22 protein-coding genes and 1 pseudogene are annotated in these 24,188 nt (G+C 54.2%); 6 read left to right on the top strand and 17 right to left on the bottom strand.

Annotation, left to right across the window (positions count from 1 at the left end; translation table 11 throughout):
* Positions 1-91 precede the first annotated feature (91 nt).
* From J2I47_RS15715 to J2I47_RS15650, 14 genes are all read right to left on the bottom strand, one after another.
* Positions 92-1,969: an NADH-quinone oxidoreductase subunit 5 family protein gene (locus tag J2I47_RS15715; RefSeq protein ID WP_207365533.1), complete on the bottom strand. Its 1,878-nt coding sequence runs from the start codon at positions 1,967-1,969 to the stop codon at positions 92-94.
* An 84-nt stretch (positions 1,970-2,053) separates the two neighbouring features.
* Positions 2,054-2,671, bottom strand: coding sequence for a 2OG-Fe(II) oxygenase (locus J2I47_RS15710; protein WP_207365532.1), 618 nt, complete (start codon positions 2,669-2,671; stop codon positions 2,054-2,056).
* Complete coding sequence (gene nuoK / locus J2I47_RS15705; RefSeq protein ID WP_207365531.1) at positions 2,668-2,979, bottom strand: NADH-quinone oxidoreductase subunit NuoK; 312 nt, start codon at positions 2,977-2,979, stop codon at positions 2,668-2,670. Before nuoK ends, J2I47_RS15710 begins: the two co-directional genes overlap by 4 nt.
* Complete coding sequence (locus J2I47_RS15700) at positions 2,976-3,512, bottom strand: NADH-quinone oxidoreductase subunit J family protein (RefSeq protein WP_207365530.1); 537 nt, start codon at positions 3,510-3,512, stop codon at positions 2,976-2,978. Before J2I47_RS15700 ends, nuoK begins: the two co-directional genes overlap by 4 nt.
* A 269-nt stretch (positions 3,513-3,781) precedes the next feature.
* On the bottom strand, positions 3,782-5,026 hold the full coding sequence (locus J2I47_RS15695) for a 4Fe-4S dicluster domain-containing protein (protein ID WP_207365529.1): 1,245 nt from the start codon (positions 5,024-5,026) through the stop codon (positions 3,782-3,784).
* A gap of 161 nt (positions 5,027-5,187) precedes the next feature.
* Complete coding sequence (locus J2I47_RS15690) at positions 5,188-5,589, bottom strand: hypothetical protein (RefSeq protein ID WP_207365528.1); 402 nt, start codon at positions 5,587-5,589, stop codon at positions 5,188-5,190.
* A 213-nt stretch (positions 5,590-5,802) separates the two neighbouring features.
* Positions 5,803-7,950 (bottom strand): 3-hydroxyacyl-CoA dehydrogenase NAD-binding domain-containing protein, encoded by a 2,148-nt coding sequence (locus J2I47_RS15685; RefSeq protein ID WP_207365527.1) that lies wholly within the window; start codon positions 7,948-7,950, stop codon positions 5,803-5,805.
* Between the two features lie 77 nt (positions 7,951-8,027).
* Entirely contained in the window at positions 8,028-9,236 is a 1,209-nt protein-coding gene (locus tag J2I47_RS15680; RefSeq protein WP_207365526.1) for an acetyl-CoA C-acetyltransferase, read from the bottom strand.
* Positions 9,237-9,478: 242 nt separating this feature from the next.
* Complete coding sequence (locus J2I47_RS15675) at positions 9,479-9,910, bottom strand: hypothetical protein (RefSeq protein WP_207365525.1); 432 nt, start codon at positions 9,908-9,910, stop codon at positions 9,479-9,481.
* A gap of 114 nt (positions 9,911-10,024) precedes the next feature.
* Complete coding sequence (locus J2I47_RS15670) at positions 10,025-10,660, bottom strand: phosphatase PAP2 family protein (protein ID WP_207365524.1); 636 nt, start codon at positions 10,658-10,660, stop codon at positions 10,025-10,027.
* 129 nt (positions 10,661-10,789) lie between these two features.
* Positions 10,790-12,322, bottom strand: coding sequence for a Do family serine endopeptidase (locus J2I47_RS15665; protein ID WP_207365523.1), 1,533 nt, complete (start codon positions 12,320-12,322; stop codon positions 10,790-10,792).
* 195 nt (positions 12,323-12,517) lie between these two features.
* Positions 12,518-13,576 (bottom strand): glycosyltransferase family 4 protein, encoded by a 1,059-nt coding sequence (locus tag J2I47_RS15660; protein WP_207365522.1) that lies wholly within the window; start codon positions 13,574-13,576, stop codon positions 12,518-12,520.
* Between the two features lie 85 nt (positions 13,577-13,661).
* On the bottom strand, positions 13,662-14,909 hold the full coding sequence (gene fabF / locus J2I47_RS15655) for a beta-ketoacyl-ACP synthase II (protein WP_207365521.1): 1,248 nt from the start codon (positions 14,907-14,909) through the stop codon (positions 13,662-13,664).
* Between the two features lie 104 nt (positions 14,910-15,013).
* A complete protein-coding gene (locus J2I47_RS15650; protein WP_207365520.1) occupies positions 15,014-15,907 on the bottom strand; it encodes a haloalkane dehalogenase in 894 nt (297 codons plus the stop codon).
* Between the two features lie 132 nt (positions 15,908-16,039).
* On the opposite strand from J2I47_RS15650, the gene J2I47_RS15645 reads away from it, so the two are divergent.
* From J2I47_RS15645 to J2I47_RS15620, 6 genes are all read left to right on the top strand, one after another.
* Positions 16,040-16,705, top strand: a complete 666-nt coding sequence (locus J2I47_RS15645; RefSeq protein ID WP_207365519.1) for a Rossmann-fold NAD(P)-binding domain-containing protein — start codon at positions 16,040-16,042, stop codon at positions 16,703-16,705.
* A gap of 127 nt (positions 16,706-16,832) precedes the next feature.
* On the top strand, positions 16,833-17,888 hold the full coding sequence (gene hemE, locus J2I47_RS15640) for a uroporphyrinogen decarboxylase (protein ID WP_207365518.1): 1,056 nt from the start codon (positions 16,833-16,835) through the stop codon (positions 17,886-17,888).
* A gap of 13 nt (positions 17,889-17,901) precedes the next feature.
* Positions 17,902-18,435 (top strand): GNAT family N-acetyltransferase, encoded by a 534-nt coding sequence (locus J2I47_RS15635; RefSeq protein WP_207365517.1) that lies wholly within the window; start codon positions 17,902-17,904, stop codon positions 18,433-18,435.
* A gap of 161 nt (positions 18,436-18,596) precedes the next feature.
* Complete coding sequence (locus tag J2I47_RS15630) at positions 18,597-18,887, top strand: hypothetical protein (RefSeq protein ID WP_207365516.1); 291 nt, start codon at positions 18,597-18,599, stop codon at positions 18,885-18,887.
* A 195-nt stretch (positions 18,888-19,082) separates the two neighbouring features.
* Complete coding sequence (locus tag J2I47_RS15625) at positions 19,083-20,030, top strand: RraA family protein (RefSeq protein WP_207365515.1); 948 nt, start codon at positions 19,083-19,085, stop codon at positions 20,028-20,030.
* A gap of 24 nt (positions 20,031-20,054) precedes the next feature.
* Positions 20,055-21,338: a mandelate racemase/muconate lactonizing enzyme family protein gene (locus J2I47_RS15620; RefSeq protein ID WP_207365514.1), complete on the top strand. Its 1,284-nt coding sequence runs from the start codon at positions 20,055-20,057 to the stop codon at positions 21,336-21,338.
* 4 nt (positions 21,339-21,342) lie between these two features.
* On the opposite strand, the gene J2I47_RS15615 is transcribed toward J2I47_RS15620, so the two are convergent.
* From J2I47_RS15615 to J2I47_RS15605, 3 genes and pseudogenes are all read right to left on the bottom strand, one after another.
* Positions 21,343-23,307 (bottom strand): glycoside hydrolase family 3 protein, encoded by a 1,965-nt coding sequence (locus J2I47_RS15615; protein WP_207365555.1) that lies wholly within the window; start codon positions 23,305-23,307, stop codon positions 21,343-21,345.
* A gap of 133 nt (positions 23,308-23,440) precedes the next feature.
* A pseudogene (locus J2I47_RS15610) lies at positions 23,441-23,941 on the bottom strand (Uma2 family endonuclease); the annotation flags it as partial.
* 18 nt (positions 23,942-23,959) lie between these two features.
* Positions 23,960-24,181, bottom strand: coding sequence for a hypothetical protein (locus tag J2I47_RS15605; protein WP_207365513.1), 222 nt, complete (start codon positions 24,179-24,181; stop codon positions 23,960-23,962).
* Between the last annotated feature and the right edge of the window lie 7 nt (positions 24,182-24,188).

Here is a 24,188-nt window from a genome sequence, read left to right as displayed (position 1 = left end):
TTATGTTGTTTGTGTGTTCGTTTGCTTGGTTGTTCGTTTGTTTAAGGCACAACAGCTATTAAACGGACAAACACACAAACAGATAAACCTTTTAAAGAATCCACCAAAGTAAAAACAGCACCACCGCAACAGCCGTGGCAATATACGTTTGGACGCGCCCGCCCTGCACCGAACGAGTCAGTTGCCCTACCCCAACGGCTAGTTTGCCTGCCCCATTGACTACGCCGTCCACGCCGATGCGGTCAATAAAAGCGGCAATGTGGGCCAGCAAGACTGTCCCGATACCGAATCCATTGACCAGACCATCAACAGCACGTTGGTCAGCGCGGTGCAGGAAATTGGCCAGTGCGCGAGTGGGGTTGACAAATAGGCGTTGGTATAGCTGGTCGAGGTAGCCGTAGTGGAATGAGGCAAGAGCCAGTTTGCTGTCGGTAGCGGGTTCGCGCAGCCGGAAGCCGAGCCAGCCACCAACCAGCACTAATGCAATGGAAAGGGGAGCCAGCCACACCGGGCCTTCAGGCAGGACAGGCAGGTGCATTTGGGCGAAAAAGGGGCTATGGTGCGCAGAAAGGGGGTTTATCGAAAACCAGACGCCTACCGACAGTATGGCCAGCAGTAACACCGGACCACGCATTAGCCAGCCTGGTTCGTGAGGAATCATCTCGGCATCGGTGGGTTCACCCCAGAAAACGAGCCGTAGCTGCCGGGCCATGTACACCGCCGTTAACCCCGACGATATCAGCAATCCTACCGGAACGAGCATTGCCAAACCACCGCGCTGCGCCGCCCAAACCACCGCACCGCCCAGCACCACCTCTTTCGACAAAAAGCCCGATAGCAACGGCACCCCCGCCAGCGCCGCCGCGCAGATGACGTAGGCCGCGAACGTGTAGGGCAAGGCTTTGCGCAGGCCACCCATTGCCCGCATATCCTGCGTGTGTACGGCGTGGATAATGCTGCCCGCGGCCAGAAACAAACCTGCTTTGAAGCAGGCATGGGTGAGCAGGTGAAACAAGGCGCCAGACACATTACCGGTACCCATGGCGGCCACCATCAAACCCAGTTGCGAGACTGTGGAAAAAGCCAGAACCCGTTTAATATCCAGTTGAAAAAGGGCCGAAAAACCGCCCCAGAGGGCCGTGGCAGTGCCAATGGCAGCTACTACCGTCAGCGCATCGGACGAGAGCATGGGATGGATACGGGCCAGGAGCACAATGCCCGCGGCCACCATCGTGGCCGCGTGGAGCAGGGCCGACACGGGTGTGGGACCTTCCATGGCATCGGGGAGCCAGGTGAGCAACGGAAACTGGGCTGATTTGGCTACACAGCCCATAAACAGGCAAAGGCCCGCCGCCGTGGTGAGGGGCTGGGTGCCAAAATCAACCGAGCCGGTTTGGATGTAGGTGAGCAGGATACCCAGCAAAAAGGCCGCATCGCCAATACGGTTCATCAGGAACGCTTTCGTGGCCGCCCGCGACGCCGATGGACGGTGATACCAGAAGCCGATAAGCAGGTAGGAAGCCAGGCCCACCAACTCCCAGAAACCATAGAGAATCAGCAGATTACCTGCCAGCACAATCCCCAGCATAGCCCCGACAAACAGTTGCAGGTACGCGAAATATGGCCCAATCCGGGCATCGCCGCGCATGTATTCGATAGAATACAGTTGCACGAGCAGCGCCACGCCGTGCACCACTACGAGCATAAGACGGCTCAGGGCATCAAGTTGAAACGAGAGCGGAAACGTATGGCCAGAGAAACTGATCCAGTCTGTTTGCCAGTGCAACGGCTCACCCACCGATGCGGCAATAACGACGGAAACAAACAGCCCGATAGCCGTGAGCAGTACGGCCAGAAAGCCCGAAACAGACTCAGGTACGCGATTTTTTAGCACACCTAACCCAATTGCCCCCACAAAGGGTAAACCCAGCAGGCAGGTCAGCAACAGCGTTTGGGTACTATCGGGCACGTTTTTCTGGGGTTAACTGAATTGCCTGCAAATATCCTGACCAACGGGACCGGAAGCAAACGGGGTAAAGGCTGTTTACCGGCTTTATCCCGTCCGCAGCCAACCCGTTAAGCTTAACCGGTCGCGCGTGGCAGGCAGGACTTCGTGCTCCAGCAGCCCACTGTCGAAACAGACCAGCCGACCACCGAGGGGATCAACCTGAACGGTTTGTTCAGAGCCGTCCGGTTGGGGCAGGTAAAGGGCTAATTGACCACCATCGGCAGGTTGCCAGTTGGGATTGAGGTAGCAGATCAGCGACAGTTTACGCTTGGAATCGGCCCGAAACCGGTCGAGGTGGCGTTTGTAGAACGTACCGGTGGGATACAGGGCGTAGTGCAGTTCATAGTCGCGGAGGCCGAGGTAACAGGTGCGGTTGAGGTACTCAATCAGTTGTTGTACCCGGTCCAGAAACGCGGTTTCTTCGGACGTGGCGGTTTGGGCGTCGAGCCAGAGAATTTCATCACCGCGAATGGTTTTTTCCACCACCGCCTGTCCATTGCCAATACCCGCTTCCCGAAACTGCCCCGCCGCCCGCCGTAGGTGCAGCCGTTGCGCCAGTTGGGCCGTCTCTTCATCCGACAAAAAACCGTCGATGAGGCCGACGTTGTTGCCCAGGATACCGTCGATGAGGCGTTCGAACTGCGTTTCGAGGGTCGGGGTCATTGTTTTAGATCTGTCAGTTCGTCGAGTACCACGGTTTTGACATGGCGATACACCTGAATAATTAGCGCCAGGGCCACGGCGGCTTCGGCGGCAGCCACAATCATGACGAAAAGACTAAAAACCTGCCCCTGCAACCGGCTCGGGTCATACTGACTAAAGGCCACCAGATTCAGATTTACGGCGTTGAGCATCAGCTCAATACCCATCAGCACCACCACGGCATGACGCTTGGTTATGACCACCGCCAACCCAATGCTGAACAGGGCCGCCGCCACAAAAAGCAGGGAGTAGGAAAGAGATGGGTTCATGGTTTAATGCTCTTTTTGGCCAAATAGCCTGCCCCTACCAGGGCCACAAGCAGCAGAATACTAATAACTTCAAACGGGACGATGTACTCAGTCATAAGTTGCTTACCGATGGTATCAATGGTGGTGGGGGCTTTGGAAATGGGCTGGTCGAACAGGGCAAAATGGGCGTTCATCAATAAACGGCTCAGCCCAAAAAACAGACCCGCGGCCAGCAATACGCCCAGCCACACACCGCGGCTACCAGCCAAAATAGCATTGGATCGTTCGCTTGCCACCACCGTTGATGTACTTATGGTGGTGGGTTTGCTGGTGAGCATAACGCCGAAAAGCACCAGCACCAGTACGCCACCGACGTAGATAATGATCTGCGAAACGGCCAGAAAATCAGCCCCGGCAAAGACAAACAGGGCCGCCACACCCAACAGCGTCAGCAGCAGGGCATAGGCGGAATAGAGCACGTTGCGCGTCAGCAGCACGGTTAATGCGCCAATGAGCGTGAGGGCGATAAAGGCAAAAAAGGCGATCTGGAGCATGGGTGGGAATTAAAGTAAGTGTGGCTGCGCGCAGTAGGTTGCTGAGGCATAGCCCTTCGACTAGGCCGGTTCGCCGGTGCGGCCCCCGACAAGCTCAGGGTGGTGTTTTCTTTGTCATCCCGACGTCAGGAGGGATCTACTTTCCTAATGCGTGATTGAATGATAAGAGACTAGATCCCTCCTGGCGTCGGGATGACAAAGAAAACACCACCCTGAGCTTGTCGGGGACGCCTCACGAAGCCACCTACCGCGCGAAGCCTACAAACCGGCTACCCTTTCGGCTTCATCGTGGGCCGGAAAGCGGGTTTCGGTTTGGGTGGTGATTCAGGAGTTGGTTCCTCTATAATATCATTGCCAGGTGGCGACTCGGCCACGGGTTTAGGCGTGGGTGGTTTCATCGTGGGACGAAACGCTGGCTTGGGCTTAGCAATTGGTGGAACCACAGGGTCGGCTACTGGTTCGGAGGGTGCTGCGACTTCAGCCGCCGACAATGGCTCCGTTACGCCGGGCTGTTCGGGCACCCCCACCGACGCGATAGCTTCGGCTTCATCAGGAGCAGGATCAGTCAATGGATGCAACTGGTGACCCTCTGTCGAATTACCTGTGTTCTCGGTTTCCGAAGTTGGCGCTGTAGCCGGTTTGGCCGCAGGTTTCATGCCGGGACGGAACACAGGCCGGGGCTTCGGGGCGGGTGCTGGCGTTTCCGAAGCCGGAGCATCACCCACAACTGGAGCAGGAACAGCTGCATCCGTAGGTGTTTCGGCCACTACAGCAGGCGTTTCCGCTGGTGCAATAATGGGCTCCAGCGTTACTGGAGACGTTTTCTCAACCGAAACAGCTTCTTCCGATGGCTCAACTACAGCGGGCTTTGGCGTAGGCTTCATACCAGGACGGAACGCGGGGCGTGCAGGAGCCGTTGTTGCGGCGGCAGGAGTAGCAACGGGTTTAGCGGCGATTTTGGCGGCTTCTTTTTCACGGACAAACTGTTCGTATAAAGCCCTTTTTTCGTCGGCCTCTTCGGGGGTCAAGTTGGCGAAGGCGTAGGTCAGATTACCCAGATCGTAGGTACTGTAGTCGAAGGTTTTTTCCATCGTCAGGCACTCCGTGGGGCACACTACCGTACACAGACCGCAGTAGCAGCACTTGGCCATGTCAATATCAAACGTGGCGGCATACAACCGAATCGGCGATCCGTCTGATGCTTTACCAATCTCTTCGGTAGCCTTGATCGGGTCAATCGTGATACAGTCGACGGGGCAAACCTTAGCGCATTTGTCACAGACAATGCAGTCATCGATCTCGTTATGGAGACGGTAGCGTCCATTGTCGGGAATGGGCAATTGCTCGTGGGGGTATTGCAGCGTCACCAGCCCCGTTTGCAGGTCAAAGTAAGCGTCGTTACTCATACCCACGGGCGTCCGGCGGCGGGTTGCCTGCCGCAAATGCCGCATTGTCAGGCTCAGGCCCTTCAGCGTGGTGCGTATCCCTGACTGTATATTCTCGAAATAACCCATTGTTCGGATGACGTACCCATCTGTGAAATTGTTCCCTACACACAGACAACCCTACCCGTCTATGTGGTTTTGTAGTGTAAACGCAAGATGCCCGACGGATGAATAAGCATCGCCGGGCATCTTGATACGTCTCTCGCTTACACGCATGAAGCGTGTTTTACTCACACCCAAGATGGGTCTACCAACAGATCCACTCGTATGTTGAGCGGCCCGTTCCAGTTCACGTTTAACCAGACAATAACACCACCGTTGTAGGGGCTGACATTGAAAATACTCATTGACGCGTTACCTACGAACCGGTTTTGTCGCGGATCAGTATTGTATTCGCTAAGCGCCGCAAACACACGGGAATTAGCCGTGATACGCCCATCGCCGCAGTTTAGTTTAACGCCACCACTGCCTCGCCAGGTAAAAAAAGTAGAGAACGTAGCTGCGCTTAAAGCGGCGGGCGCTTTTGGCGGGGCCATGTGGTCGGCTGGCTTTGCCTTTACAAGCTCAGCCTGCAAGTGCATATTACTCCCGGCATGTACTTCTTCGATTGGTGCACTCTTTGTTGCTTCCATTTTGATGAGGGTTTAGACAATACAATGTATACTGACTGGTTAGACGAAGGTTTCACCGACAGCAAGACAAAGGTAAAGTCCTTATCTTTAGCAGTTTAGAGTATCTCTACTGATTCTATATACGTAGTTGTAGCAAAAAGCACATCCCGTATAATTGGCACAATCAGGTCAGAAAAACGAGCCTTGACTTTGCATTTGCGCGCATGACATTCCTTATGCCATTTCCTTCACGCCCGCCCGTTCGCGGAGTTTAGCGGTAGGGCGGAAACGACCACCGTATTGGTCGGCCAGACGGTCGAGGGTTTGCACGAACGTGTCGATGCCTACGAAGTCGACGAAGGATAGCGCACCACCAGTGTAAGCCGGGAAGCCCCAGGCCAGAATAGAGCCGAGGTCAGCGTCGAGCTTGGTACGGATAACACCCTCTTCAAAGCAACGAACCGCCTCAATCGCCTGCCGGTAAAGCAGACGCGTTTTCACCTCGTCCAGACTTGGTTGTTCTGCCGAAACAGGATACAGGTCGGCCAGTCCGGGCCACAGGGCCTTCTTTCCATCTTCTGGATAATCATAGAAACCGGCTTTGGCTTTCTTGCCAATACGGCCCATTTCGTTGAACTTCTGGACCATCTGATAAATCGGTTCATTGGCGCTCAGCGCGCCCGCCTTCACCGATTCGGTCATCACTTTCAGGCTTAAATCCAGGGCTACTTCGTCATGCACGGCCAGCGGGCCAACAGGCATACCAGCATCTTTTCCGGCGTTTTCGATCAGAATCGGGTTCACGCCATCGTTCAGCAACTCCATGCCTTCCGACGTGTAGGTGCCAAAACAACGCGAGGTATAAAACCCACGCGAGTCGTTAACCACGATGGGCGTTTTCCGAATCTTACGGGTGTAATCCATCGCCACAGCCAAGGCATAATCAGACGTTTGGTTGCCCACGATAATTTCTACCAGCATCATCTTGTCGACGGGCGAGAAGAAGTGAATGCCAATGAAATTTGCGGGGTTCGCTGACGCTTCGGCTAAGCCCGTGATGGGTAATGTTGACGTATTAGAGCCATAGATGCCGTTTTGAGCCAGTTTAGGCTCGGCTTCTTTGGTCACGGTTGCCTTTAGTTCGCGGTTTTCAAAGACGGCTTCAATAATCAAATCGCAACCGTCCAGATCGGCATAATCGCCAGTGGTTTTGATGCGGTTCAGCGTTGTGTCGACTGTCGTAGGGTCTACTTTGCCCCGCTCCGCGCCCTTTTTCAGCAGGCTACGCGAATAGTCTTTCCCTTTCTCAGCGGCCTCAGCCGACACGTCTTTCAACACCACTTCGATCCCCGCCACCGCCGACACGTAGGCAATGCCCGCGCCCATCATGCCCGCGCCCAGAATACCCAGTTTCTTCACGTCCGTCTTAGGTACGTCTTTCGGGCGGCTTGCGCCTTTGTTGGCTTCGTTCATACCCAGAAACATAGTCTGAATCAGGCTCTTGGCCACTTTCGAGGTCGCTACCTTCACAAAATGCCGCGCCTCGATCACCAACGCCCGGTCGATGTTTACCTGCAAGCCTTCATATACGCAAGCCATAATCTCGATGGGGGCGGGGTAATTACCTTTGGTTTTGTCCATCAGCATGGCTGTGCCCGCCGCAAAGGTCTGCGCACCCGTGGGACTTTGCACGTTGCCGCCGGGTACTTTGAAATTATCCCGCGCCACGATCTTGCCCGTTTTCTTATCGATCTGATCCCACGGCTTAATCGGTTGTGGGTTGGCCATAATCCAGGCGCGGGCCTTGTCCATCATGGTCGTGGGCGTCTCGGCCACATCGTCGATCAGCCCATTTTTTAGCGCGTCGGCCACGTTCAGTTTTTTGCCTTCCACCAGTAAGGGCAGGGCAGCCTGCATCCCGATCATGCGGGGTAGCCGTTGGGTACCGCCCCCACCCGGCAGCAGTCCGATGGTCACTTCGACCAAACCGATCTGCGTTTTCGGGCTGCTAAGGGCAATTCGGTGATGGCAAGCCAGGCAGATTTCGTAACCACCGCCGAGAGCTGTGCCGCTAATAGCTGCCACAATTGGTTTGCCACTCGTTTCCATGTTGCGGAAAATGCGGTTCAATTCCATCGACACCTTCAGCATCTCGGCAGGGTCACCTCCGTTGTTGCGCAGGATCATTTTCAGGTCAGCCCCGGCCACAAATTCGGGCTTGTCCGACGTGATGATGATGCCTATTATAGCCTCGTCGGCGTAGGCTTTGTTGAGAGCTTCCTCAAATTGAGGTATCGATTCGTCGTTCAGCACGTTCATCGGGCTGCTGCTCATGTTCCAGCGGATGACGGCAACGTTTTGCTCTACAGTGTAGTTAATCATATCAGGATATTGGATACTGGACGTCGGATATTGGACTTGTTACAAGCCCAATATCCGACGTCCAAATTCTAGTGTCTTTAATTCACCCGCTCAAAAATGGTGGCGATGCCCATACCGCCGCCGATGCAAAGGGTTGAAAGGCCAAACTGCTTGCCCGTCCGCTCCAGCTCGTCGATCAGCGTGGCCGAAATGATGGCCCCGGTAGCACCCAGCGGATGACCCAGCGCAATAGCCCCGCCGCTGATGTTGACCTGACTGTGATCCACGCCAAACTCGTCCATAAACAGCATCGGTACGGCCGCGAAGGCTTCGTTTACTTCAAACAGGTCGATGTCCTTGATGCTCATGCCCGCCTTCTTCAGCACCTTGTGTGTGGCTGGAACGGGACCAGTGAGCATGATGGTGGGTTCGGAACCCACAATAGCAAAGGCCACAATTCGGGCGCGGGGCTTCAGCCCGGCTGCCTGCCCAAACGCCTCACTACCTACCAGTACACCCGCCGCACCGTCGACAATCTGCGACGAATTGCCAGCATGATGCACGTGATTGATCTGGTTCAAATCTGCATATTTCAGCAGGGCCAGCGCATCTAAACCCATCTGCCCCATCATCTCGAACGCAGGTTTCAGTTTACCCAATGTTTCGGCGGTGGTACCTGGGCGAACACCCTCATCGCGGTCGAGCACGGTGATACCAATTTCGTCTTTAAACGGCACCAGCGTTTTGTGAAAGCGGTTTTCGCGTTGCGCTACCTCGGCCCGGCGGTATGATTCCGCAGCGAAGGCATCTACGTCGTTCCGGCTGTAGCCCTGCCGCGTGGCGATGAGATCAGCTGAAATACCCTGCGGCACGATGTTGTGGCGGGCCACAATCTGTGGGTTCATGAAAATTGCCCCCCCGTCGGCCCCCATTGGTGTCCGCGACATAGACTCCACACCACCAGCCACCACTGCGTCAACTTGCCCCGACATCACGTAGGCCGCTGCCTGATTAATGGCCTCCAAACCCGACGAGCAGAAGCGGTTTAACTGCACACCCGCAACGGATTCGGCATAACCAGCCTCCAAAACGGCGGTTCGGGCAATGTCGGCACCCTGTTCGCCGATGGGCGTTACGCAGCCCATAATCACATCGTCGACGAGGCGCGTGTCAAGGTGATTACGGTCACGCAGTTCGCGCAACACACTGGTTAGTAGCGAAATAGGCTGAATATCGTGGAGCGATCCGTCGCTCTTACCGCGCCCGCGTGGGGTCCTGACGGCGTCGTAGATGAAGGCATTAGCCATTTTGAAGGGGTTCAATGTCTAAGGTCCAAAGTTTAGAGTCTCACTGCTGTACCAGCATCCTTGAACTTTAGGCCTGACATATAAATTGTTATGCATGCATACGGTTTGGCAAAAATAGCCTAATTCCGCGAAGTTTCTTCACCAGGACGGGAAAGCAGGTGGGCAACAGACAAATCGAAACCAAAAAGAGCGCAACAACCGGGGCTGCTGCGCTCATGGCAGGGTGTAGGAAATGTCGATGCTTATTTGGGAGCGGTCATCATGTCTTTCACAACGCCGTCAGATACTTTTGCCGCCCGCAGGGCAATTAGCCCATCAACCGAGGTATCGAACTTGTTTTTGCCTTTGTGAATCTTTTCGGAAATTATTGATTTAGAGACCTTTGCGTTCGAGAGTTTAATTATGTCATCGTTGGTCATCACATCAGTCAGGGTTGTTTTGGCCATCATAGCTTTTACCAGACCATCCGAAATTTTAGCCGTCTCCAGCTCAATTAGTCCGTCGGTGGTCAGGTCAAATTTGGCTGGACTGCTCTGAATTTTCGCCTCAATAAGCGACTTGCTCACCTTGGCGGTATTCATGGAGATAACATCTTTGTTGGTCATCGGTGCCTGTGCAAAAGCACCTGTTACAAGGGCCATCAGCAGACCCATCGTTGCGAAAAAACGGCTCATAATTGACTGGATAGATTAAAGTTGAGTTGCAAGAAGACGAAAAAATAAACGCACCAACTAATCTATTGAGCCAGCGTCATATATCACTCACAATCAGCACAATTATGGTTTAAACTAGCCTAGCACCGGCGGGTTGCCAAACCGTTTTTGATAGACCAGATATACCCCAATGCTGGTGATCGTGCCCAGCAAAGAACCGGCAAACGTATCTTCTACAAAGTGCTGAAACAGATACACCCGTGAGTAGCCGGCTATGGCTGCCAGCAGCACGCACGTCCAGCCCCATGCCTTATGCCGCCACAGAAACGCCAGCATAGCAAACAGAGCAAAAGCCGAGGTAGTATGCCCCGACGGAAAACTGTTGTATTCGTTAATGTGCAGGTCTTTAATGACGTGATATTCCCAGTTTGAATGCTCAAAATAGCGCAGAGGCCGCAACCGTTCGGGAAAGACGACCAGCTTCAAAAACAGGCTAATAAGCCCGGAGATGGCAAAACTAACCAGCACCAGCCACCCTGCCCGCCGATTTAGTACCAGCAGCAATACCCCCACTACCACCACAAAACCCCCATCGCCAAGGTAAGTCAGATATGGAAAGAGCGCGTCGCCGGGGGGGCTGTTAAAGTCATTCACAAACCGGATCAGTTGTTCTTTGGTGTAGGTTAGCATCAGGCCACCCACCACCAGCAAAAGCAACAGGTAGGTTATAAAAAAGACCCGGTTTTGCCGGATCAGCAAGGACAGATTCATAGAGCAAAGGTAAGGTGCGTCCTGTTTAGCAAAGCAGCACTCCGCTAAGCAAGAAAAAGGGCCTGCCAAATCACATTGTGATTCGGCAGGCCCTCTCTTATCAAATTCGGGTTGCCCCGATACAGCCAATTACATGGGTACGGCGTAGTAGAGCGTGCGGCTGCTATTGGGGTACATCCCAATCAGCAATAGACCTTCACCCTCTTTCACAGTACCTACAATTGCCTCCAGGTCTTTCACGCTTTTCACGTTTTTACCGTTGGCCTTCAGAATTACAAAACCTTCTTCGATTTCGGTTTCGGCCAGTTTGCCGTCAACAATTTTGCTGACACGCACCCCGCCGCTAACACCCATTTGCTGACGCTCTTTGTCGGTCAGGTTATTGAACTCAGCCCCCAGCGATTTCATGCTTGAGGTAGCCATTTCTTCTTTCTTGATCACGTCGCGGCCACCATTACGGTTGCGTAGCTCCACTTTCACGTCACGTTCGGTACCACCCCGGTTGATAGTCACGTTGACTACATCGCCCGGACGACGACGACCGATGATTTCGCGCATCTGGGCATCCGAATCCAGGGGAGCTCCTTCCATTTTCACGATCACATCGCCCTTCTGAATGCCGGCGGCTTTGGCAGCACCGTTTTCGGTTACGCTTTCTACGTAGATACCACGGCCTACTTTAGCACCCACTTCAGTGGCCAGTTTGCTGTCTAATTCGCGGGGCAAGATGCCGATATAACCGCGTTGTACGTTACCGAATTTCAGCAGATCGGCCGTTACTTTCTTCACCAGCGATACAGGTACCGCGAAACCATAACCACTGTAATAGCCTGTTGCTGATGCAATTGCCGAGTTAATGCCCACTAGTTCACCCCGCAGGTTTACCAGCGCACCACCCGAGTTACCAGGATTAATGGCGGCATCGGTCTGAATGAATGCTTCAATAGGCGTATCAACGGCTTTGGCACCGGGCTGCTGCTGCTGCATGTTACGGCTCAGGATACCAATACCACGACCTTTGGCACTCACAATACCCGCCGTAACGGTCGATTCAAGATCAAGGGGATAGCCTACAGCCAGTACCCATTCGCCCAGTTTCAGGTTGTCTGAGTCACCCAAAGTGATGGCAGGCAGGTTGTTGGCGTCAATTTTCACCACGGCCAGATCGGTCAGCGGATCGGTACCAATTACTTTGGCCTTGAAGCTCCGCTTGTCGGTCATGATCACCTCTACTTCGTCGGCATCCTGTACCACGTGGTTATTGGTCACGATGTAGCCATCTTTCGAAATAATCACGCCTGAGCCAGATGCCTGGCCCTGCTCGCGCCGGGGACGACCCTGGCCCTGACCCATACCGGGCATGCCTTCATCGCCAAAGAACTCACGGAAAATGTCGGGCATTTGTTGCTGACGTACCGTGCGTGTCATCGTCGTGCGAATGTGCACGACCATGGGCGTTGCGCTTTCGGCAGCGTACGAGAAATCACCAGGGGCACCCGTGGGGGCGTTGCCTGTTAACGAAGCCAGCCGGGTAATGGGCGTGGTCGATGCTTCGTTCAAAATCACGTCCCGCTTGTTGAACCCAAGCAGGTTGTAAGCGAACAACGTGACCGCGCTCGAAAACAGGGCAATCAGCGTTAATACTTTCCAGTTGCTTTTCATAGTATTAGGGTACTGAAATCGGTTTTTTGTGTAGACACTTCGGGCGACCTAACGGGCGAATCCAGGCAGAAAACCGGCTTTTTCGTTGTCGCTTCTGATGACATAACGAAAGTAGCGCCGCGAAAAATTCGAGCCGTCTTTACCGCTTAACACATTTTAACAGGGGATGTTTTCTTACAGTACGCCGACTAACTTTCACTGCCTACTGTAAAGCTCCCAATACGCTTTACCCGTGTTTTGCCAACGGAAGCGGTTGGCCTGCCAGCGAAGGCGTTCGCTTTTGAGAGGGTCATCGTAAAAATCACGCATACCTGCACGCAGGGTCTCCACTACGTCTTCGGGCTCAAACGAATCGAAATAGATGGCCTCGCGGCCGCCGATTTCAGGGAGGCTGGTCAGGCGGGAGAGGAACACGGGTTTACCAAAGCTCATGGCCTCCACTACGGGCAGACCGAAGCCCTCGCTCAGTGAGGGGAACAGAAACGCCTCGCAGTTGGCGTAGAGCCATGCTTTGGTGGTTTCATCGACGGGTCCAGTCTGAAGCACATTGTCGGCACCAAGCTGGGCCGCCTGTTCGCGGAGGTGCTGTGCGTAGGGGTGATCGTTGCGCCCGGCCAGCACCAGCGTGTAATCGGGGAAAGCCTGGGCGATAGCCAGCAGCGCGTGGACGTTTTTCTTAGGATGTAACACACCCAGAAACAGGAAAAACGGCGTTTTTAGCCCTTCAAGCCCCTTTGGCGGCTCAACCGGCGGTGTGGGCAAATCCGACACGCCGATATATACCGTTTGCAACGTGGTGGTGGCGCGCAGAGTCAGGTGTTCGCGCACTACCGAACCGGTGTAGTCAGAGAGGGTAGTGATAACCTGGGCGCGGTTAGCCCGTTGCTGTACGGCGGCCAGTTTGCGAGCCTTCTTCGCGTCTGAATAGTCGGGGCGTTCCAGAAAATTCAAGTCATTGATGGTCAGCACGAGCTTGCCGGGGCGTTGCGAAGGCCAGTAGGCGGCGTCCTGATGCAGGTTGTGCCAAACGTCGTAGTACCCGGGGTTCCATAGTTTCCGCAGCCATGTAGCCTCCACATAATGCAGCGTGCCTGTCGGTTCACCAAACACCCCCATCTGCCCTTTTGGCACTAGAAACGTCAGGTCAGCATCGGCGGGTTGCTGACGGACCAGTTCCTGGCCCACCCGCAAACAGGTTTGCCCCAACCCGCTGTTCAGGTCACGGATGCGCTCGGTATCGACGAAAATTCTCATGAAGCCAGCCAAATAAAATGTCCCAGTATTTCCCAATTAGTCAAAAATTAGGAAATACCGGGACGATAAGTAAACAGGAAACCTTTTATATACGCTTAAACAGCACCGTGGCGTTGTGACCGCCGAAGCCGAAGGTGTTGCTGAGCACCGTGTTGACCGTTCTAGCCTGGGCCACGTTAGGCGTCAGATTGAGGCCTGCAGGTACGTTCTCGTCGCGGTTGTCGAGGTTAATTGTGGGCGGAATGAGACTGTGCTGCATGGCCAGAATACCCGCCACTGCTTCAATAGCGCCTGCCGCACCAAGCAGATGGCCCGTCATGGATTTAGTGGCGCTGATGTTTAGATTCGTCGGATTCTCACCAAACACCTTCACAATGGCCTTCGCCTCTGATACGTCGCCGATAGGCGTTGAGGTGGCGTGCACGTTCAGGTAATCGATGTCGTTGGGCTGCAGACCGGCTTCACGCAGGGCTTCACGCATGGCATTGGCCGCACCCAGGCCCTCGGGGTGTGTGCCGGTCATGTGGTAAGCATCGGCGGTGGCACCGCTACCAACCAGTTCGCAATAGATTTTAGCACCCCGCGCTTTGGCGTGTTCGTATTCTTCCAGAATGATACCACCGCCGCCTTCACCCAGCACAAACCCGTCGCGGTCAGCATCGAACGGGCGGGAAGCCCGCTGTGGTTCATCGTTGCGTTCTGACAGGGCTTTCATATTGCTGAAACCACCCAGCGCCGAGTCGGTGATCACGTATTCAGAACCGCCCGTCACGATGGCATCGGCTTTACCCAGCCGGATGTAGTTAAAGGCGTCGATCATGGCGTGTGTACTGGAGGCACAAGCTGACACCGGCGCAAAGTTGACGCCCATGAAGCCGTGCCGGATAGAAATCATCCCGGCACCCATGTCGGCAATCATTTTCGGAATAAAGAAGGGACTGAAACGAGGAACTTTGCCCCCGGCTCCGTAGGCCAGCACTTCTTCCTGAAAGCTGTGCAACCCGCCAATACCCGACGCCCAGATTACCCCAACGCGCTCTTTGTTGATACCTTCATTGAGCAGCCCGGCGTCTTCGATGGCCTGGTCGGCGGTGACAATGGCGTAATGCACGTAGCCATCCATTTTCCGGGCTTCTTTCCGGTCAAAATAGTTGAGTGGGTCGAACCCTTTCACCTCACAGGCAAAGCGGGTTTTGAACAGGGTCGCGTCGAATTTGGTGATGGGACCGGCACCGCTTTTGCCCGTGCTCAGGCCTTGCCAGAACTCAGCAACCGTGTTTCCGATGGGGGTAAGGGCACCCAGGCCCGTCACAACGACTCGTTTTAACTCCATAAGTGGGGTATGCTTTATAGGGTGCAAAGATGGAAAAAAATGAGTGATGAGTGATAAGTGCTGCTCCGCGAGTTTGCTACTACCTACCGCTTATGCCTCATCAATTACCCTTTCTTTCCCATCCAGGCCACGATCTGTTCGGCCCATTGTTTCCCTGCGTCTTCCTGCAGAAAATGGCCACCTGAGAGGGTAATATGGGGTTGACCCGCTGCACCGGGAATGAGCTTCTGCATGATTTTATCGCCTCCGGCGGTGATGGGGTCACCGTCTGAGAAACAGGTGAGAACGGGTTTTTGCCAGCGCATAAGCACCTGCCAGGCAGCCCGGTTGGCAGATGCGGCGGGGTCATTGGGCGAGGTGGGCACTAGCTTCGGGAACACCCGTGCGGCGGTTTTGTAGGTCTCGTCTGGAAACGGCGCGTCATAGGCGGCAATGACGTTGGTGGGAAGTTTATTGGTGCAACCCATGCTGATAAGCTGACCTATAGGCAGTGAGGCAATGGTTTGCGAGAACGTTTGCCATTGCAAAAACGCCTCCGACGGGGGCTGGTCGCCGGTGGGCAGGCCCGTATTGGCGGCGCAGATACGGGCAAAGCGCGACTCGTTTTCGGCGGCTAGCCGTAGTCCCAGCAGCCCTCCCCAGTCCTGACAAACTAACGTTATTTGCTGAAGGTCGAGCTGTTGAACAAATGACGTGAGCCAATCTATGTGCTTTTGATACGAATATGCCTCAGCTTCAGCGATTTTGTCTGATTTACCAAACCCAATCAGATCGGGGGCAACGACCCGATAGCCCGCTTCAACCAGGATCGGGATCATCTTCCGGTAGAGGTATGACCACGTGGGTTCGCCATGGAGCAAGAGAACGGGCAAGGCATCCACATTTCCTTCGGCTACATAATGCATGTGAAGGTCTTCACCTACGTTAAGGTAATGCGGCGCGAACGGGTAGTCAGGCAGCTTATCGAAGCGGGCGGCGGGTGTACGGAGAATAGTCATGTTAAACGATTGGGTAGGTACGTATACCACAAGTTACATTTTTCTGTTGCTCCTGCTATTTAGCGTTACTTTTGCAGTTTGGTATTAACTGATTAATCGGACTACCATTCATTAACACGCGTCTTTACACCAATGATGATCAGAGCAATAATTACGGGTGCCACGGGCATGGTAGGTGAAGGTGTATTACACGAATGTTTGCAACATCCCGACGTGGAGCATATTTTGGTCGTTGGGCGAAAAACATGCGGCGTAATTCATCCCAAGCTGACTGAGTTGCTGGTACCTGATTTTTATGATCTGTCGGCCGTGGCGGGCCAACTAACGGGCTACAACGCCTGTTTTTTCTGCCTCGGCGTATCGTCGGTGGGCATGAACGAGCGCGATTATTACCGGGCCACCTATACGCTTACGATCCACATGGCCACACTACTGAGCCAGCGTAATGGCGGCATGACCTTCTGCTACGTGTCGGGCGTGGGTACAGACAGCACCGAGATGGGCAGTTCGATGTGGGCACGGGTGAAGGGCAAAACAGAAAACGACCTGATGGCCCTGCCCTTCAAACAGGTATACAATTTCCGACCAGGCTATATCCACCCGACGCCGGGTCTGAAAAACACCAAGAGTTATTACCGCTACCTGAGCTGGCTCTACCCGGTACTCCGGCGACTGCTGCCTAATTCAGTCATCACCCTCAGACAGCTAGGCCTTGCCATGATCCATTCCGTCGACAACGGTACGCAAAAGCGCGTCCTGGAGGTGAAGGATATCCTGGCGCTGGCAGGGAAGAGTTAATGATGAATGATAAGTGATGAATGATGAATTTGTTTCCGTAAGATCAGTTACGCTGGCGGAAGCAAATTCATCATTCATCACTTATCATTCATCATTAACTCTTCCCTGCCCTTCCGATATTTGCACCATGACATTACAGAATGATTTGGTGCTGCGGGCGGCGCGGGGTGAAGCCGTAGAACGTACGCCCGTGTGGCTGATGCGGCAGGCGGGGCGAATTTTGGCCGAATACCGGGCCGTTCGCGAGAAGGCAGGTAGCTTTATCAAACTGGCCACTACGCCCGAACTGGCTGCCGAGGTTACGGTGCAACCCGTTGATCTACTGGGCGTTGATGCCGCCATTATTTTCTCCGATATCCTGGTTGTGCCCGAAGCCATGGGCCTTCCCTACGAAATGATCGAGCAGCGTGGGCCTGTTTTCCCGCGCACGGTACGTACCCTGGCCGACCTGAGTACATTGCACGTGGCCGATGCTGAGCAGGATTTGGGCTATGTGCTGGAGGCCCTGCGTATCACGAAGCAGATGCTGAACGGCCGGGTACCACTGCTGGGCTTTGCGGGGGCACCGTTCACCATTTTCTGCTACATGACCGAGGGCAAGGGGTCGAAAACGTTTTCGGTGGCTAAAAAACTGCTGTACACCGATCCGGTTTTTGCCCACACCCTGTTGCAACAGATCACCGACAGCACCATTGCTTACTTAAAAGCCCAAATCCGGGCCGGGGCTGATCTGGTACAGGTATTCGATTCATGGGCGGGCATTCTTTCGCCCGAGCAGTATACTACGTTTTCGCTGCCCTACATTGCCCAAATCTGCGATGCCGTCAAGGCCGACGCCGAAGTGGGCCACACGCCCATTACCGTCTTTGCCAAGGGCGCATTTTTTGCCCGGAAAGCCATCGGTCAGCTCAACTGCGACGTGGTGGGCCTCGACTGGAACATGGACGCTGCCGAATCGCGGGCGTTGATTCCGGGTAAAACCCTGCAAGGCAACCTCGACCCCTGTGTGCTCTATGCCGAACCGGCCCAAATCCGGGCAGAAGTGCGGCAGATGCTTACCGCTTTTGGACCACAGCGCCACATTGCCAACCTTGGCCACGGGGTCTATCCCGACACTAACCCTGATCACGTCCGGGTGTTTATCGACGCCGTAAAAGAGGGTGGTAGCGGGCAGCGGCAGTAGTCATTTTTAGCCTATGATTACGCATCGTCTTGCCGAAACAGCTGACCTTGAGCGCATTGCCGACTTACACATGCGAAGCTGGCAGCTGGCTTACCGAGGTATTTTGCGTGATGACTACCTCGATAAGGCCATTGGCCCGGATCGACTGGCTCTTTGGGGTGATCGCTTCGCCAATCCCGCCCCAAACCAGCGAATTTTAGTGGCTGAAGAAGCCGGTAATCTGCTGGGATTCATTTGCTTATTCCTCGACGATGATTCTGTGCGCGGCACCCTCATCGACAACCTGCACGTTGATCCGGCACTGAAAGGCCAGGGCATTGGGTCGGGATTGATGCACGAAGCAACGCGCCGTTTCATACCCGAAGCCAGCAGTTCTGGTTTCTATCTGGGCGTTTATGAGGCCAATGTCCCTGCCATTTACTTCTATGAACGCATGGGCGGCACCTGCCTTGGCCGCGCATTATACGATACCCCCGGCGGTGGGCAGGCCCTGATTTTGTGGTATGGCTGGCCTACAGGGCTACAGTTACCTACCGGTATACGGTAGCTGTTACCACAAAGGCCCAGAGCACCTATAGACTATCCAAGAAATTTGTACTCTGTCACTTCGGTATGGGGGAGTATAAAAAATGATACAACCACTTTGAACTACAAAGTACTTTCGAATGACTTCACAATTCAAAAACACACAGTTTCAGCAAAGCGATCATGATTACGCAAAACAGACGACTTATCGGTATCGTGCTCACAGTAGCGCTTCTATTACTAATTCCACTGATAGCGATGCAGTTTACAGATGAAGTGAACTGGTCTTTATCCGACTTCGTCGCAATGGGCATTTTACTGCTTGGTGCTGGTCTGCTGTGTGAGTTTATACTAAGGAATGTGAGTAACGTTAAGCACCGAATCATGATCTGTGGCGTGGTTCTGGTGGCACTCGTCCTGATCTGGCTAGAACTTGCCGTCGGCATATTCGAGACACCGTTCGCCGGAAGCTGATAGCAATGCCATCGAAGCCGACACGTACAGAGTCAACTTTGCAGGTAAAGGACCAATAGGATAACAGGCGGCTTGCCAATGGGTGAGTAATGCAGGGCAGTAGTGGAGTTGATTGAAAATCAACCAGTTTGAAACGGGTAGATCAACCCGACTCTGTTGATTTGAGGCTAGAACTGATCTCTATAGCCTGCCGCCATGAAACGAATTGCTTTTGCCGCTGCACTTTGCCTGCTCCGGCCCGTCACCGCCGCCATTGGGCAACAAATTTCGAAAGAACAACTGCTGTTTATGACGCCCGAATGGACGGGCGAACGCTACGCCGACGGACGTCCCAAAGTGCCCGATGCCATTCTGAAACGCATGAAGCGGGTTACGCATGAAGAGGCCTGGGCCGTACTAAAAGGCGAAAATTATAAATACCAGTATGCAGGCGGCTGGCAGCTCATCAATCCCGATAGTGTACTGGTGGGGCGGGCTGTTACGGCCACGTTCATGCCCGGCCGCCCCGATGTACACCGGGTGATTGACAAGAAGGGGCATGAAAAAGACGGGCGTGTGAAATCGCAGAATGCCTGGCCCATCGACCTGCTCACCAAAGGTGACGTGTATGTGGTGGATCAGTTTAATATGCACGAAGACGGCCCCACCATCGGCGACAACCTCGGCAATTCGATCTATGCCAAAACGGGTAATGGCATTGTGTATGAAGGAGCCGTTCGGGATGTGGCCGGGCTGAAAGAAATTGGCGGGTTTACGTCGTTTTTTCGCAGTTATCATCCCTCCCATCACCTCAACAACCCCGACGGCGAACTGAACACCACGCTGGTGGGCATTAACCAGCCTACGCGCATTGGTAAAGTCATGGTCATGCCCGGCGACGTGGTACTTGGCCGCGACGGGGGCGTCATCTTTATTCCACCCCACCTGGCCGAGAAAGTCGTGAAAACGTCCGAGATCGTCCGGCTGCGTGATATGTTCGGCCATTTGCGACTGCGTGAACAGAAATACACCCCCGGCCAAATCGACAACCGCTGGTCGGATGAGATCGAGAAAGACTTTTCCAGGTGGCTCAACGCGCACATTGGCGAACTGCCCGTGCCGAAAGAACAAATACAGGATTATTTGAAAACGCGCACCTGGTAAACCAACGCCCTATTCCCTGCCCTTATGAAAAATGCTACCTCAAGGCGTTCGTTTCTGACCAAAAGCGCCATTGCCAGTGTACTCACAGCCAACGCGTTAACAGCTTTCGGTGAAGGATTGGAAACGGCCGTCGACCGGGCACCGCTGTCGTCGGCCCCGTCAGACCTGAAGATCACCAACATCAAATGCGGCTACATCCGCAACGGCCACAGCCTGTTTGTGAAAGTGCATACCAATCAGGGTATCTGGGGCTGTGGCGAAGCTGTAGATGCTTCGGTGGGCACGTATCACCTGGTGAAGCTGATGGGCGAACGCATCAAAGGCAAAAGCCCACTCAATGTGAACCGCCTTTTTGAAGATGTCCGAAAATCGGGCTTTTTCGAGGGTGCCCAGGCGGGTATGTACATTTCGGTGCTGTCGGCGGTTGAAACGGCACTTTGGGACCTTGTTGGCAAGGCGCTGGGCCTGCCTGTATACCAGTTACTGGGTGGTAAGTTTCGGGACCGGGTGCGGGTGTACTGCGACACGGGCGCGTACCGCGAAACAGATACCAGCCCGGATGCTTTTGGCAAAAGTGCCCGTAAGGCTGTCGATATGGGCTTTAATGCCGTGAAATATGATATCGACGAGCGCAACGACCCCAACAAGTATGACGCCTACAACTGGACAGCCAGCCCCGGTGAACTAGAGCGGATGTACAATCAGATTGCCGGGGTGCGGAAAGCCGTTGGCCCTAAAGTCGATATCTGCGTAGACATGCACGGGCGGTACGACCTCCCAACGGGCCGCCGCGTGGCCAAGCTGATGGAGCCGCTGAACCTGCTGTTTCTGGAAGAGCCTATTCCTGCCGAAAATCCGGAAGCCTACAAGCAAATTCGCGAATCGTCGAACACGCCAATTTGTGCAGGCGAGAACCATTATCTGGCGCATGGCTTCCGGAAACTGCTCGAAATTGGGGCCGTAGACATCATCATGCCCGACATACAGAAAGCCGGTGGCCTTGGCGAAGGTCAGCGCATTGCTAACCTGGCCAATCTGTACTACGTGCCATTTGCACCCCATATGGTGGCCTCATACCTTGGAGCGATGGCCTCCAGCCACGTTTGCGCGTCGGTACCTAATTTCCTGATTTTGGAGTGGCAGATTTATTTCCACGAAGAGCCCATGTTCAAAGAAATCGTCACGTTCGACGGACCCATGGTCAGCAATGGGTTTATTCCGCTCTCCGAAAAGCCGGGTATTGGGGTAGAGATCAACGAAGAAGGTATGCGCAAATACGCTCCCAAAGACGTGCCGTTTTTTGTGTAGTACACTACTTATACCGCAACCCTTCGTCGTAGTTGAACAGCGCGTAGCCCGGGCCTTCGAGGTAGCCGGGCACGTCGGTTTTCTGATCTTGGGCAGCGGCTTCTGATAGCGGCGTTGAAAACGGCATTTTGCCCGACGGGTTGAACTGCCCGGTTATGATGTCCAGAAAGGCGTCGGTGGTGGTGCCGAAGGTAGCCAGAACACCCCGGATGTTGGCTTTTCCGGCATCGTTATACACCTCGTCGATCACCCAGGGGTTGGTATAATTGATGGCCAGAATTGTTGGTTTTTTGGCCGTAAGCGCATTTACATAAGCCACATCGACGGCGTTTTTCGACAGTGACAGGTACAGCGGCGGCCCATCAGCGTTGAAGAGTGATTTGGCACCGGGCGTAATCCAGAGCACAATGACGTCCGCTTCTTCGGGTGTCTTCACAAAGGTCAGGTTGTACTTGCCCATTTTGTCAGTAAACACGTTACTGGGGCTGGCCTGTGGGTTGGCTTGTCGGTAGTACTGTTCAAAATAAACTTTCGTTTTTGGAGCCAGGGGCAGTGCTTTTGCCTCATTGCGCAGCAGTACAATCGACTTGCGCATGGCCAGATCGGCGCGGGCCTGAAAACGGGCGTTGCCCACCAGTTGCTCGGCGGCAGCCTCGTCCACATACGGGTTCTCGAACAGGCCCAGCCGGAATTTTTCCAGCAACAACCGCCGCACCGACTCGTCGACCAGGCGCATGTCAACGGCTCCGCTACGTACCGTTTCCAGCAGTTTCGTGGGGTCTGCCGTACCTGAATACAGGTTCACGCCGGCCTCCAGCGTACGTTTATAGCGTTCAGTCAGCGAGAGATTTTCGGCCCCCCAGGGCATCATTTCAATTGGCCCGGTATCGGAGTTGATGATCCCGTCGAAACCCATTTCTTTCCGTAGCAAGTCCTGGATCACACCTTTGTTATAGGCATAGGCAATGTGCTCATACTTGGTGTCCTGCGGAATGGAATAGTAGGGCATGATGGCCGAGGTTCCTGCCTTAATGGCGGCCCTAAACGGAATGAGGTTATTGGCAAACATGTTGCCCAAAAAACGCTCGTTTTTGCCCCAGTCGAAGTGGGGATCCTGCCCGCCCTCTGCCGCGCCGCCACCGGGGAAATGTTTGGTAGTCAGAGCTACTGACGTTGGACTAATTGTGTTGCCCTGAAAGCCCAATACAATCTGCGTCATCATCTGCGCTACCCAGTCGGCATTTTCGCCAAACGTACCCTCCACGCGCTGCCAGCGGGGTTCGGTGGCCAGATCGGCCATGTACATATAGCCTTTACGGAGGCCAACCGCCGCCCATTCCTGCCGGGCGATATCGGCAAATTCGCGCACCAGCGGCAGGTCGCGCATGGCCGACAGACCTAGCTCACCGGGCCAGGTCGAGAACACGGTTTTGCCCACGCTCAGGCCGATAGACGCATCGCGGGTGATGTGGTTGCGGGGGTTTGAGGCAATAATGGCCGGAATACCCAGACCATCGGCTTCGCAGAGAGCCTGTAGTTTATTGGCCCATTCGGCGGTGGTTCGGGCACTGACGTTGGCCCGCAAAATGAAGTGCCGCAGGTGGTATTGGGTCACACCCTTGGTAGTGCCGGCAGCCATCATCATGGCTATTGGCAAGGGCTTTTTGGTGAACATATTGCCAGTTTGCACCAGGTCTTCTTCGTTGAAATCGCTGGTGACGGCGTCTTTATTTTTGGGTGCCTCAAACGACCAGTCGTTCTTCAGCCGCGCGGAACTGATGAGCATAAATCCCACCTTTTCCTCCAGCGACATTCTGGCCACCAGATCAGCGGTGCGCTGGGCAATAGGCAACCGCCAGTCTTCGTACTTATCAAGCTTCCCGTTTTTGTTTAAGTCTCTGAATGTCAGGCCACTAATACGTATCAGCTGTACAGAGCGCACACCCAGTACAGGCTGTTGCACGGGCATTCCGGCCTGTTTTTGCTTCGTCTGGGCCAGTGCGTAATTCGTATTTGTTGACGTGAGCCACAGCGCGATGACTACAACAAAGAGCAGGGGTTCGCCGAGGACCTTTTGGATCGTGATACGGTGCATAGTTTGGTTACGGTATAGGCAAAAAAATAGCTGGCAGACAGCTTATTACACAAGCCATATACCAGCCGGACTTACTATAGCCTGGACCTACGCACCATCCTAAAAACGGGCAGATACCGAGCAAACCGTCCTGCTTGCTACGAAACAGCATCAGCGACAACAAGAAATCGGGTAGGACATCTTCGCCGGACAATGTACCGTCGAAGCTAGTGATAACGTCGATAGAGCCATTGGCGCGGTACACTTTGGCGGTGGTTGTTTTGGGGTTGAGGAGCCAGCCCAATCGGCAGCCATTCGCCATGTACTCAATCATTTTCTCCTCGGTATCTTTCTGTGAATCCGATTCGCTAACCAATTCAGCCAAAAAATCAGGGCAGAGGGGCAGAAATTTTCTGCGTTGTTCTGGCGTAAATGCATTCCGGCGTTCAGCAGTTACCCATGCGACATCCGAGATACGAACAGCACCATTGGGTAGACGGAACGCCGTTGACGAATCGTAGACAAAACCGAGCTTTGCCTGATGGTTTCAAATAATTAGTTCAGCAACCAACTCACAGTTAATCGCTCCCTTTTCACCACCAGAAGGTGCCACTAACAGTAAATTCCCGAAGGCATCACGTTCAAAAAAATGATTGGCATTGGCTTGACAGAAATCGTAGAATTGATCGTCATTTAACTGCCGCGTAAAGTCGAATATAGATATGACCACGCCCGGTTCAAGCTCAATGGGCAGTACGAGGGTGGTCATGGCAGTA

Source organism: Fibrella rubiginis (assembly GCF_017353185.1).
Taxonomy (GTDB): Bacteria; Bacteroidota; Bacteroidia; order Cytophagales; family Spirosomataceae; genus Fibrella; species Fibrella rubiginis.
The sequence above is the reverse complement of the archived record's forward strand: the minus strand, read 5'-3'. Positions and strand labels throughout refer to the sequence as shown.